The 12657-nt window shown below is 74.2% G+C and carries 8 protein-coding genes; 3 read left to right on the forward strand and 5 right to left on the reverse strand.

The genetic code is table 11. The annotated features are described in order from the left end of the window. Positions 1–34: 34 nt before the first annotated feature. The 3 genes from pth to CCE02nite_RS14920 all read right to left on the reverse strand — a co-directional run bounded on the left by pth (position 35) and on the right by CCE02nite_RS14920 (position 6048). Complete coding sequence (gene pth / locus CCE02nite_RS14910; RefSeq protein WP_047234594.1) at positions 35–637, reverse strand: aminoacyl-tRNA hydrolase; 603 nt, start codon at positions 635–637, stop codon at positions 35–37. A gap of 174 nt (positions 638–811) precedes the next feature. Beyond that, entirely contained in the window at positions 812–1408 is a 597-nt protein-coding gene (locus tag CCE02nite_RS14915; RefSeq protein ID WP_141390398.1) for a 50S ribosomal protein L25/general stress protein Ctc, read from the reverse strand. A gap of 314 nt (positions 1409–1722) precedes the next feature. Continuing rightward, positions 1723–6048, reverse strand: coding sequence for a LamG domain-containing protein (locus CCE02nite_RS14920; RefSeq protein ID WP_141390399.1), 4326 nt, complete (start codon positions 6046–6048; stop codon positions 1723–1725). A 263-nt stretch (positions 6049–6311) separates the two neighbouring features. On the opposite strand from CCE02nite_RS14920, the gene CCE02nite_RS14925 reads away from it, so the two are divergent. Beyond that, positions 6312–7622, forward strand: coding sequence for a UDP-glucose dehydrogenase family protein (locus CCE02nite_RS14925; protein ID WP_141390400.1), 1311 nt, complete (start codon positions 6312–6314; stop codon positions 7620–7622). Between the two features lie 37 nt (positions 7623–7659). Here CCE02nite_RS14925 and CCE02nite_RS14930 read toward each other — a convergent pair whose 3' ends face one another. Both CCE02nite_RS14930 and CCE02nite_RS14935 read right to left on the reverse strand, forming a co-directional pair. Next, positions 7660–8388: a GOLPH3/VPS74 family protein gene (locus CCE02nite_RS14930; protein ID WP_141390401.1), complete on the reverse strand. Its 729-nt coding sequence runs from the start codon at positions 8386–8388 to the stop codon at positions 7660–7662. 91 nt (positions 8389–8479) lie between these two features. Continuing rightward, complete coding sequence (locus CCE02nite_RS14935) at positions 8480–9091, reverse strand: SIMPL domain-containing protein (RefSeq protein ID WP_255318885.1); 612 nt, start codon at positions 9089–9091, stop codon at positions 8480–8482. 132 nt (positions 9092–9223) lie between these two features. On the opposite strand from CCE02nite_RS14935, the gene CCE02nite_RS14940 reads away from it, so the two are divergent. Beyond that, entirely contained in the window at positions 9224–11881 is a 2658-nt protein-coding gene (locus CCE02nite_RS14940; RefSeq protein ID WP_141390403.1) for a hypothetical protein, read from the forward strand. A gap of 304 nt (positions 11882–12185) precedes the next feature. Continuing rightward, a partial coding sequence (locus CCE02nite_RS14945; protein WP_141390404.1) for a hypothetical protein occupies positions 12186–12657 on the forward strand: 472 nt, incomplete at its 3' end.

A 12657-nucleotide genomic window follows, 5' to 3' on the forward strand; every position in this document is an offset into this window, starting at 1 on the left:
GTGAAAACGGGCGTCCTGCCGCGCAGCGACGACGCTACGCCTTGGTGTGGTACTTCCCCTGGGCGGCGAGCAGGCCGTCGGTGAGCAGCATCTCGACGGCGTCCGCGGCGTCGTCGAGCAGGAACGGGAGCTCCTTGGCCTCGGGACCCTTGAAGTCCTTGAGCACGAAGTCGGCGGTGTCCTGGCGGCCGGGGGGACGTCCGACCCCCGCGCGCACCCGCACGTAGTCCTTGGTGCCGAGGGCCTTCGTGATGTCGCGCAGGCCGTTGTGGCCACCCTCGCCGCCGCCGATCTTCAGCTTCACGGCGCCGAACGGGATGTCGACCTCGTCGTGGACCACGACCACGTGGTCCGGGTCGATCCCGTAGTACTTCGCGAGCCCGGACACCGGGCCGCCGGAGACGTTCATGTACGTCGTCGGCTTGGCCAGGACGACGCGCGGCCCCGGCCGCCCGCCGGGCAGCATCCCGATGCGGGCCTCGGCGACGGCGGCCTGCGCCCGCGGGTGGCGCGCGAACCGGGCGGCGGCCCGCCCCGCGAGGACGTCGAGGACCATGTGGCCCAGGTTGTGGCGGTTGCCCGCGTACGTCGGCCCGGGGTTGCCGAGCCCGACGACGAGCCACGGCTGGTCGGTCATGTCGTCCCTCGTCCTTCGTCCGGGTCCCGCCCCGGGCGGCACGCCGGCGGGAGGTGGTGCAGGTGGTGGTGCAGTCGTGGTGCAGTCGTGGTGCGGGCGCACGGACGCCCGGCACCGTCACGGTACCGGGCGTCCGACGCGGGTCGTCGTGGCGTCAGCCGACGACGAGGAGGATCACTCCCCGGCAGCCTCGGCGGGGGCGGTCTCCGCGGCGCTCTCGTCCTCGGAGGCCTCGACCTTGGGCTCGCTGACGATGAGGACGTCGGCCGAGGCGTCCGTCACGAGGGTGACGCCCTCCGGCAGCGTGACGTCGCCCGCGTACACGACCGAGCCGGCCTCGAGACCGTCGACGGAGACCTCGATCGCGTCGGGCAGGCGCGTCGCGTCCGCCTCGACCACGAGGGTGAGCTGCTCGAGCAGGTGGATCGTGCCAGGGACCGACTCGCCCACGACGTGCACCGGCACCTCGACCTCGACCTTCTCGCCCTTCTTCACGATGAGCAGGTCGACGTGCTCGATGACGTTGCGGACCGGCTCGCGCTGGACGTCCTTGGCGATCGCGAGCTGGGCCTTGCCGTCGAGCTCGATCGAGAACAGCGCGTTCGAGTGCTTGAGCGCCATCATCGTCTCGTGCCCCGGCAGGGTCACGTGCAGCGGGTCGGTGCCGTGGCCGTAGAGGACCGCGGGAATCTTGCCGGCGCGGCGGACGCGGCGGGCGGCACCCTTGCCGAACTCGGTGCGGGCCTCGGCGGCGAGCTTGATCTCAGACACGTGGATCACTCCTGGAAGAACGTTGCGGGCCGGCCACCAGTGGGGAGCGGTCGGCTGTCCGGACGGTTGAGAGGGCCACCCGGACGGGCGGCTGCGTCGGCGCGGGACGTGTGACGGGCGCGCAGGAGGACGACCGCCCAGTCGATAACGGAGATCCAACAGGTCTGGCTGACACTCGCGGTCCCGCGCCGCCGGTGTGCTCACCGGTCCAGCGCTGCCGGCCGTCAGACGTCCCTCGCCGAGGCAACCTGACTACTGTACCCGGGCTCGGCTCCCCCGCGAAACCCGCGACGGAGCCGAGGCCCGGGCCTCGGCTACCGCCCGGGCGCGGCGTAGAGCTGCGCCACCTCCGCGGCGCTCAGCGCACGGTCGTAGAGCCGCACGCCGTCGATGCTGCCCTTCATCGGACGGGTCCCGTCCGACTCCGCGCCGATGCCCAGACGGAGCGCGTTGGTGCCGACGGCGGCCGGTCCGGCCTTCGACGCCTGCTCGACCCCGTTCACGTAGATCCTCATCCGCGTGCCGTCGAAGGTGCCCACGAGGTGCACCCAGGTGCCGTCCGTCGGGTACGGCGTCGTGGTGTCGACGCGGTAGGTGTCCCCGGACGACGCGTGGTTGAACCGGAGGAACGCCGTCCCGCCGTTCGCGAGACCCAGCTCGTACCCGTCCGTCACACCCTGCGCGGCCTTCTTGAGGACGTACTGCGTCGCCTTCTGCTCGGGACGCACCCAGGCCGAGACCGTCATCGGGCCGGCGAGGTCGAGGGCGGGCCGGTCGTCGACGCGCGCGAAGTCGTCGACGCCGTCCAGCCCGAGCGCGGTGCCGCTGAGGCCCGTCGCCCACGTCGCTCCCGAGCGCAGCGACGCCGTCGCGCCGTTGGTCGTGCCGTCCGCCGCCGTGGTCCCCTGCCCCTCGTCGAACCCCCACGCCCCGACGGCCCCCGCCGGGACCGTCGGTCCGGGGTCGGGCGTCGGGTCAGGGGTCGGCGTCGGGTCGGGCGTCGGCGTCGGGTCAGGGGTCGGCGTCGGGTCGGGCGTCGGCGTCGGGTCGGGCGTCGGCGTGGGATCCGGCGTCGGGTCGGGCGTCGGCGTGGGATCCGGCGTCGGGTCAGGAGTCGGCGTGGGATCCGGCGTCGGGTCGGGCGTCGGCGTGGGATCGGGCGTCGGGTCCGGGGTCGGCGTGACGGCGCTCGCCCCGGAGTAGAGCGCCGCGACCTCGGCCGCCGTGAGCGCGCGGTCGTACAGCCGGACGGAGTCGACGGCGCCCTTGGTCGCGCGGGTGCCGTTGGACTCGGCCCCGACGCCCAGCGGGAGCGAGTTCGTCCCGATGCTCGCCGGGCCGGCCTTCGAGGCCTGCTCGACGCCGTTCACGTAGATGCGCAACCGCGATCCGTCGTACGTGCCCACGAGGTGGACCCAGGTCCCGTCCGTCGGGTAGGAGGAGGTCGCGTCCACCCGGTAGGTGTCGCCCGACGACGCATGGTTGAGCCGCAGGAACGGCTTGCCACCGCTCGCGAGCCCGAGCTCGTAGCCGTCGGTCGTCCCCTGCGCGGCCTTCTTCACGACGTACTGCGTCGCGAGCTGCTCCGGCCGCACCCACGCGGCCACGGTCATCCGCGTCGTGAGGTCGAGCGTCGAGGCATCGGGCACGCGGACGTAGCCGGTCACACCGTCGGACCGCACCGCGGTCCCGCTCCGGCCGGGGACCCAGGTGGCAGCACCGACCAGGGAGCCGCCGTTCGCCCAGCCCGAGGCGTCCGCCGTCGAGAGCCCCTGGCCCTCGTCGAGGTCCCACGCGCCGACGAGCCCGTCCGGGGACGTCACCGCCACCCGGACCGTCGCCGGGGCCGACCACTGCCCGCCGGCACCGACCCGGAACGTGAAGGAGTCCGCACCCGCGGCGGCTCCGGGCGTGTAGGTGAACGCGCCGGTGGACGTGCTCGTCAGCGCGACCGTCCCGCGCGTCGGCGGGGTGACGACCTGGAACTGCGGCGTCGCGCCCTGCGGCACCGTGGCCGTCAGCGTGCCCGAGACCGGCTGGCCGAGCGTCGTCGTGACGGCGACGTCCTGCGCGACGGGAGCCGGCGCGGGCGTCGTGGACCCACCCTGGAACAGCGTCGTCACCTCGGCGGCCGAGAGCGCGCGGTCGTAGAGGCGGACCCCGTCGACGGCACCCTTGACGGGCCGGTATCCGTTGCCCTCCGCGCCGATGCCCAGCGGTGACGCGTTCGTGCCGATGCTCGCCGGGCCGGCCTTCGAGGCCTGCTCCACGCCGTTGACGTAGATGCGCATGCGCGTCCCGTCGTACGACCCGACGAGGTGCACCCAGGTGCCGTTCGTCGGGTACGAGGACGTCGCGTTGACCCGGTAGGTGTCGCCCGAGCTGTCCTCGTTGAGACGCAGGAAGGGCTTGCCGTTGCTCGCGAGCGCCAGCTCGAACCCGTCCGCGGCGTCGTTCGTGGCCTTCTTCACCACGTACTGGGTCGCGGCCTGCTCCGGTCGCACCCACGCAGCGACCGTGAGGCCGGTGCTGACGTCGAGGGCGGCCGAGTCCGGGACACGCACGAGACCCGTCGCGCCGTCCGAGCGCACGGCGGACCCGGAGACCCCGGGGACCCACGACGACCCGCCGACGAGCGTCCCGCCGTTGCCCCACCCGGAGGAGTCGGCGGCCAGGAGGCCCTGCCCCTCGTCGAGGTTCCAGGCACCGACCAGCCCGTCCGCGGAGGACACGCGCACGCCCACGGTGGCAGGAGCCGACCACAGCCCGCCGCTGCCCACGCGGAACGTGAACGAGTCGAGCCCGCTCGCGGCCCCCGCGCGGTAGGTGAACGCGCCCGTGGAGGAGCTCACCGCCGTCAGGGTGCCCGTGGCCGGCGGGGTGACGACCTGGAACGTGAGCGGGTCGTCGGTCGTCGCCTGCGCTCCGAGCTTCCCCACGACCGTTCCGCCCACCGTCGTGGCGACGGTCGAGTCCTGCGCCGTCGGGGCACCGGCGGGCGTCCAGGCGAGGCGCGCCGCGCGCGCCGTCGTGGCCGAGGCCGCCATCACCAGCACCTCGCCGGGGACGTTCGACTTCGTCGCGGTCGCGTTGTTCCACGAGCCGTCGAGCACGGTCTCGGCTGCCCCGGAGAAGTCGGGAGAGAGCCGGGAGGTCTCCTTCACGAGGATGTCGTCGAGGTTCGTGCTGCGCGTGTACACGACGCGGAGACGGTCCGTGACGTCGTCGACGACGACGATGCCGCGGGTGCCGACCCGGTCGACCTCGTGCAGCGGGTCCCAGGTGCCGTCCGGGTGGCGGACCAGGAGAGCGATGACGGTGCGGTCCGCGGTGTTGTAGGAGGTCTTGACGGCCGCGTAGAAGGTGCCGTCGGAGGAGACGGCGACGTTGAGGTGGTCGTCCGCCATGCCCCCGCCGACCGGGAGCGCGGACCCCGCCGCGGGGACCTCGTCGGCCGTCCACGTCGAGGGGGACGCGCCGTCGGCGTGCGTCCGGAACCCGAACCTCTGGGTGTTCTGGTTGGACCACAGCACACCGACCTTGTTGCCGGGCATCGCGGTGACGACGGCGATGTCGTCGTCCGTGATCCCCGACGCGACCGTGACCGGTGCCGAGAACGAGGAGTAGGGAGCGTCGCTCCAGCGCACCTGCACCTGGCTCGCCGTGTCCCAGGCGACCCACATGCGGCCGGTCGAGTCGATGTCGATCGTCGCGGTCTCGCTGCCGGGCAGCGAGACCGCCGTCGCGCCGGTGCGCGAGGCCCACGGGGCGTACGTGTTCGACTGCGGGTCCCGCTGGATCGAGACGAGGGTCGTGGTCGGCCCGTGGAGCAGCACGTGCACGACGTCGCCGACGGCCTTGACGTCCGCACGCACGTCCGTGCGTTCGGAGATGCGCGTGACGTTCGTCCACGTCTTGGCGACCGCGTCGTACCGCCACACCCACGTGCCTGCGGGCGACGTGCTGGCCGAGGCGAGCACCGCCCACCACGTGCCGCCCGCGGACCAGAGCTTGGACTGGGGCTTCTCGCCCGTGTTCCCCGTGAGGGGGATGCCGGTGGACGTGACCGCTGCCGCGGCGGGCTCCTCCGGGAGCGTCGCGGCCGCCGGGGCGGCGGGCTGCCACGACAGGGTCAGCAGCCCGGGGTCGGGCGACTTGGCGGAGACCTCGACGAGGTACTCCTCGCCCGCGGTCGCGTCGAAGGTCACCGACGAGGTCCGGACGTCGCCCTCGTCGTCGTTCGTCGCGACGGGGTCGCTCGTCGCCGTGCCCGGGTAGACCGTGAGCACGGTGTCGAGCTCGCTGCCGTGCGTCGAGAACGTGATGGGGCCGCTGGTGGGGGCCGTCCACCGCCACCACATCGACGAGGCGGACGCGTCCGGTCCCTCGGGGCCGGACTGGTCGGGGGCGAAGTTCGCCGCGACCTCCTGGCCGACGGCGCCGCCGATCGCGACGCTCTCGGCCTCGGTGTCGCCGACGACGTCGGTGAGCTGCGAGGTCCCGGCACCGCCGGGGATCCCGGGGAGCGCCGCCCCGATGCCCACGAGCGCGAGCGCACCCGCCACCGCGCCGGCCGTCGCGACGAACCATCGCCGACGCGTGACCCCGGACGGTCGAGGCTCCTGTGTGCTGTGCGGCATGTGGTGCGTCCTGCTTCTCGCGTGCTCGTCGAGGCTGCGGCGACACCGCGTGACCGCCGCCCCCTGCACGCACCCTCAGGCGAATCGAACCACTCCGGGCGCCTCGAGAGCGACCTCCCGCCCGGAAGTTCACCCGCGGTGGGCGTCCCCGGCGACCGGTTGGTGCCCCCCTGTCCGTCATTTCACCCACGTGACCGGGCCACGGGCGGGCCCGGCGGAGTAGCGTGGGCCGACACCCAGACCGTCTCCCACGGAGGATCTCGATGCGCATCTCGGTGGTCGGTTGCGGGTACCTCGGCGCCGTGCACGCGGCGAGCATGGCGTCCCTCGGGCACGACGTCGTCGGCGTGGACGTCGATGCCGACAAGGTCACCGCGCTCACCGCGGGACAAGCGCCGTTCTTCGAGCCCGGTCTCCCCGGGCTCCTCGAGCAGGAGGTCGGGAGCGGCCGGTTGTCCTTCACGACGGACGTGTCGCGCGCGGCCGGTGCGCGGGTCCACTTCGTCTGCGTCGGCACGCCGCAGCGGCAGGGCGAGTACGCGGCCGACCTGCGCTACGTCGACGCCGCGGTCGAGTCCCTCCTGCCGCACCTGGCCCCCGGCGACCTCGTGGTCGGCAAGTCCACCGTCCCGGTGGGGACCGCTGCGCGGCTCGCCGCGCGCGTCCGCGAGGCCCAGCCCGGAGCGCGCCTCGTGTGGAACCCGGAGTTCCTCCGCGAGGGCCACGCCGTCCAGGACACGCTCCACCCGGACCGCCTCGTGTACGGCGTCGAGCCGGGGGGCGACGGCACCTCGGAGGGCGTCCTCGACGAGGTGTACGCGAGCGTCCTCGCGGACGGCACGCCGAAAGTCGTCACCGACTTCGCGACGGCCGAGCTCGTCAAGGTCGCGGCGAACTCGTTCCTCGCGACGAAGATCTCCTTCATCAACGCCATGGCCGAGCTGTGCGAGGCGACCGGAGGCGACGTCACGGTCCTCGCGGACGCGATCGGCCACGACGCACGCATCGGGCGGAGCTTCCTCAACGCCGGCCTGGGGTTCGGCGGCGGGTGCCTGCCCAAGGACATCCGCGCGTTCATGGCCCGGGCGGGCGAGCTGGGCGTCGACCAGGCGCTGTCGTTCCTGCGGGAGGTCGACTCCATCAACATGCGCCGCCGCGTACGGATGGTCGACCTCGCGCGCGAGGTGTGCGGCGGGTCGATCGTCGGTCGCAACGTCGCCGTCCTCGGCGCCGCGTTCAAGCCGGACAGCGACGACACGCGGGACTCCCCCGCGCTCAACGTCGCGATGCAGATGCACCTCCAGGGTGCGCACGTCGTCGTCACGGACCCCCGCGCGGTGGAGAACGCGCGGCGGACCGCACCGGAGCTGAAGTTCGCGGCGACCGTCGAGGAGGCCGCGCAGGAGGCTGACGTCGTCGTGCTGCTCACGGAGTGGCGCGAGTACCGCGACCTCGACCCCCGCACGCTGGGCGAGCACGTCGCGCACCGCCGCGTCCTGGACGGGCGCAACGCGCTCGACCCGGCGGTCTGGCGCGACGCGGGGTGGACGTACCGCGCGCTCGGCCGGCCCTGACGCCGGTCGCCGGGAGCGGTCTGCCGATCGACGACCCTCAGCTCGTCGCCGTTGCCGTCGCGGCGACCGTGGCGCCGACGAGGATGGCCGCGGTGACCTCCTCGACGTAGGCGCGCACCGCCTCGCTCGCCCAGCTCTGCCGCGCGATCTCCTTCGCGCGCGCGTCGACGGCGCGGCGGCGCGACCCGGACAGACCGGCCCCGCCGTCGACGACGGCCGGAGCTCCACGGCCGTCGCCCGCGGCCAGCACGCGGCCCGCCTGCCCGGTCGCGGCGAGGATCGCGACCAGGGCGGTCGTGCGCTGGTCCGGCGCGCCGCCGTCGACCAGGACGCGCCACAGGTCGGCGCGGACGCCGTCCTCGTGCCGGGTGTCGGCGGCGGGCCAGCGTGTGGTGGGGAAGATCCCGAGCACGCGCCCCTCCTCGCGGCGCAGGACGCCGCGCTCGGCGAGCGACGCGACCGCGCGGGACGCCGGCTTGAGCTTCGCGAGGGGCGCCAGGAGCGCCTTCGGCTTCGACCCCTCACGCGACCGCACGACGTCGAGAGCCTCGTCGAGCAGCGCGTTGCCCGTCGGTGACGGGTCCCGCACGACGATCCGGCCGACGCGCCCGCCGTCGCCGTCGCCCGCCAGGTCGGCACGGCCCAGGAGCGACAGCTCGACGAGGAGCGCGCCCGCAGCGACCTCCTCACGGTAGGAGGCGTCCACGACGGCCTTCCCGGTCACGTCGTCGAGCGTGAGCAGCAGGTAGTCCTCGAGGATGAGCATGGCCACCACGCTACGGCGCGCCCCGGCCCAGGACCCCTGCCTTTTGTCACGAGCGAGCCGTGCACCGCGCACGGTCGCACGGAGCGGGTCGTCAGTCCGCGAGCTCCCAGCGCACCGTCACGCTCGCGCGGACCTCCTGGGTGCCGGGCTCGACGACGAGCGCGTCGCTCACCGCCTTGGCCGCCATCAGGCGCGGCATCGGGCCGGGCCCGCCTGCGTCCTCGCGGACCTCCACGACCGGGCCGAGCGAGCGTCCGGCCAGCCGCGCGTACTGCTCGGCGCGCGAGCGCGCGTCGGCGAACGCGGCGTCGCGTGCCGCCACGGCGAGCGGTCCCGGGTCACCGACGGCGAGGCTCGTCGAGTCGAGGCGCGCGACGGGCCCGGCCGCGTCGAGGGCGGCGCGGACGATCTCCCCGCACGCCGCGACGTCGCGCACGGTCGCACGCAGGGTGAGCCGCGCCGTCGTCCGCGGGCCGTCGTCGCGCTGCTCGGTCCACGTCGAGGTCTGGGACGTGCGCACGTCCGCGGGGTCGACGCCCGCCGCGACGAGCGCGTCGCGGGCCGCGGCCAGCCCGGCGTTCGCGCGGTCGAGGGCCTCCTGGACGCCGGGCGCGCTCGACTCCGCGCCCAGCTCGACGACGGCGACGTCCGGCGCCGCCGTCACCGCCCCCTGACCGGTGGTGGTCACTCCCGATGCGCTCATGGCGGCCATGCTCGCACGGGGTGGGCGCGTGCCGCCCCGAATTCACCCGCGCGCACCCTGCACGAACGGCTCCCGGCTGCCACTCTCCTCGTGGGGGCACCACGTCGCGACAGCAGAGCGCCGGAGGTCCGCATGCGCCGTGTCCTCATCACCGTGGCCGTGCTGCTCGCAGCCCTCGCCCCGTGCGCCCCGGCGTCGGCCGACAGCGCGCCCGACGAGGAACCGAGCACGCCTCATGCGTGCAGCGAGGCGCTCGCACTGGTCGACGGCGCCCGCCCCGGTGACGCACAGACCCTGATCGACGCGTACCAGTCGAGCTCTCCGTCCGGCAGCGGGGTGACCGAGCCCGACGAGGACCGGGCGTGCGACGACGCGTACGCGGCGGCCGGCGCCGCGATCTCGACCGCCCAGGAGCTGGCCGACGACGCGAGACTCCTGGTGCCCGGTGGCGAGCCACCGGCGTCGGGGTCCTCGGAGTCGTGGGCGGCGGCCACGGCTCGGGCCGAGCAGGCGCTCGCGATCGACGAGCAGAACGTCACCGCCGTCGAGGTGCTCCAGGACGCGCCGCAGGCCGCTGCCGATCGAGTCGGCCGGGCGTGGCGCACGTTCGTGGAGTCGATCGAGCCTCTCGGCACCCCCCTGCTCGCACTCGGGGTCGCGGTCCTGGTGCTCGCCGTCCTCGCCCGCGCCACCCTGCCCACCACGCTGCACTGGCCGGTCCTGACGACCCGGCAACGCTGCGTGGCCACCGTCGCCGGCTGGGTCGCCCTCGTGTCCGGCGCCGTGCTCCTCGTCTGGGGCCCGGCGGCGGCGACCGCACCGTGGTCTGCCGGCGACGCGCGCCTCGGCGGCGTCGTCACCGGCGTCTTCCTGCTCGCGGCCCTGGGTACCGGGATCGCCGCAGGGTGGCTCGCCCGCGACGTCCGCCGCGGCCAGCCCTCGCACGCCGCGCTGCGCTCCGGGTGGACGCGCGTCCTCGCGGTGCTCGCTCCGACCACGATCGTGCTCGGCGCCGTCGGGATCACCGCGATCGTGCTGGAGGTCGCCGGGGTCGTGGAGCTCGGGCTCGTCGGCACGCTGCTGCCCGGAGCGGCCGCTGCCGGGCTCGGGGTGCTGCTGACCGGGACGGTCCTCGCGACCCGGCTGCGGTTGACGGTCGACACGACGTCGGACAGCGGAGGCCGGTCGTCGTCCGAGGAGGGGACCGGTGGCGGCCACCTCGTCGCGCTCCTCGCCGAGCTCGGGGCAGAGCCGCCTCGGGGCCTCGAGACCCCGACGGCCACCGACATCAACACCCTGGGCGGGTCGACGCTCACCGAGCTGCCGCAGCAGGCGTTCGCCAAGGCGGCCCTGACCGTGGTGCAGTGGCTCCTCGGGTCCGTGCCCTGGCGCGTCCGGGTCGAGGTGACCGGTCCGGACCACCTGTCCGTCGTCGTCACGCGCAACGGACGAGCGGCAGGTTCTGCCGTCGTGGACCGTACCCGCATCCTCGGTTCCGACACGAAGAGCCCCGAGGCAGCCGAGGTCGCCGCGAAGGTCGACCTGCACCGTGCCGCCGCGGCCGTCGTGCTCATGACGCTCTCGCGCCACCACCCCGGCTTCGAGGGGCTGTGCGGCGCGACGGAGTGGCGCAGCCTCGCGCTCTACTACGTCGCTCAGACGGACCTCGCCTCCAGCTCCGAGCACAAGAGGTCGCTCCTGGCACGGGCGGTGGGCCTCGACCCGGCGAACGACCTCGCCCAGGTCGCGTTCGCCAACGCCACCGCCCGGCGCGACACCACCCGTGAAGACCTGGACGAGTACCGACGGTGGCTCGACGCCTTCGTCGGTCGCACGGAAGGGCTCGACGGTTACCGCTCCCTGCGCCTGCGCGCCCTGTACTCGCGCGCGGTCGTCGCGACCAACGCATGCTTCGCCGCACACCGGGACACGCGTCCCCCGCTCGGACACCTCGACGCCGGTGCCAGGAGAGCGGTCCGCGAGCTCCTCGCGGCGCTGGGCGAGGAGCGCACCGCGGGCCGCGAGGACGCGCTCGTGCACAGGCTCCGGGACGCCGCCGAGACCATGTACCACCAGGCGACGACCAACGGCCCGGGCAGAGCAGGGGTGTCGGCCTCGCGGGCCGGCCCGCCGGACCCCGACTCGGTGCAGCGCGACGCCCTGCGGGTCGCGTACACCCAGGCGACGGGCGAGGAGCCGGGGCCCCTCACCACGGCCCCGCGGTTCTGCGCGACACCCACGGGGGACTACAACCTCGCCTGCACCTACGCCATCCGGCGACCGCTGCAGGACGTGGACGCTCGGCGCGCCACGGAACACCTGCGCCGCGCGGTCGAGCTCCCGGGGATGCTCGACTGGCTGCACAAGGACCCCATGCTGGCGGCGTACCGGGGACGGCAGGAGTACCTCGACGAGTTCGGCACGGACCCTCTCGGCCTGCTCGACGTCGAACCGTTCGCGCGGCACGCCGACGCGCTGCGCTCCGTCGGCCTCACGACGACAGGGCGGATCCTCGCGCGTCGCCGCCCCGCCCTGACGACGGACCTCGGAACCACACCCGAGGTCGCCACGGAGCTCCGGGCCGCCGCGCACCTGGTGGAGGACCTCCCCGAGGTGCGCGGCCGCCACGATGTCGCCGAGGTGCTGCTCGAGCACCACGTGACGTCGGTCGACCCCGCGCACCCCAGGCTCCCGGCCGCCGTCGTGACCGCCGTCCGCAGTCGGCTCGGGCGCACCCGGCTCGACCAGGCCGACCGCGAGCGGTGGTCGACCTGGCTGGGACGGGCCTAGCCCGCGCCCGGAGAGCACCCCGAGCGCTCCACCGTCGGGCACGGAGCGCCGTACTGAGCAGGCGCATGGACCAGGTCGTCCTCCTGTGCGGTCCGGCAGGACCGGGGAGGTCGACCTCCGCGCGCGGTCTCGAGGCCCAGGGCTACGTCGTGCTCTCGTTCGACGGCGAGGCATGGGCCCTCGGGCACCGGGCCCACCCGATCGACGACGGCGCACGCCCGACACCGCTATCGCGTCCGTCATCGGCCCGTTCCTCCGGTGTCCAGCAGGGAGAGCGCACACCCGACGACGACGGAGACCACCCATGCACGCACGGCACCACGGCGGCAGCACCCGCCGAGCGTCCAGGACGATCCCCCGCCGCTGGACACGAACCCTGGCGACCACAGCCCTCGCCACCGCCCTGCTCACCACCACCGCCACGGCCACGTCCGCCGCACCCGACACCTGGACCGACCACTGGCAGGACGACCCCCTCTTCACCGTCGACACCATCCATGCTGGCGGCTCCACCGATCTCTTCTACCTCGACGCCTTCGGTCGCGGTGTTCCCGGAGCACAGGTCTTCCATGCGCACTACGACTCCGCAAGCGAGGCCCCTGCATCCGGAGGGTCGATGGTCAACAACGACGGAGAGTGGTCCTGGGGCGCAAGCACACGAACGCCCGGCCTCGTCTCCCCCGGGTTGAACCTGTTCGAGTTCACCCAGGTCAAGGACGGCAAGATCATCGGCTACTTCTCCGAAGCGGCCTGGACCCAGGACCGCAGCAGCACCC

The organism is Cellulosimicrobium cellulans, assembly GCF_006539945.1.
GTDB classification, from domain to species: domain Bacteria; phylum Actinomycetota; class Actinomycetes; order Actinomycetales; family Cellulomonadaceae; genus Cellulosimicrobium; species Cellulosimicrobium cellulans.

Bases quoted from the DNA above. Each gene is read 5' to 3' on its own strand.
- pth (WP_047234594.1), bottom strand. From the start codon at position 637: ATGACCGACCAGCCGTGGCTCGTCGTCGGGCTCGGCAACCCCGGGCCG.
- CCE02nite_RS14920 (WP_141390399.1), bottom strand. From the start codon at position 6,048: ATGCCGCACAGCACACAGGAGCCTCGACCGTCCGGGGTCACGCGTCGG.
- CCE02nite_RS14925 (WP_141390400.1), top strand. From the start codon at position 6,312: ATGCGCATCTCGGTGGTCGGTTGCGGGTACCTCGGCGCCGTGCACGCG.
- CCE02nite_RS14930 (WP_141390401.1), bottom strand. From the start codon at position 8,388: ATGCTCATCCTCGAGGACTACCTGCTGCTCACGCTCGACGACGTGACC.
- CCE02nite_RS14935 (WP_255318885.1), bottom strand. From the start codon at position 9,091: ATGAGCGCATCGGGAGTGACCACCACCGGTCAGGGGGCGGTGACGGCG.
- CCE02nite_RS14940 (WP_141390403.1), top strand. From the start codon at position 9,224: ATGCGCCGTGTCCTCATCACCGTGGCCGTGCTGCTCGCAGCCCTCGCC.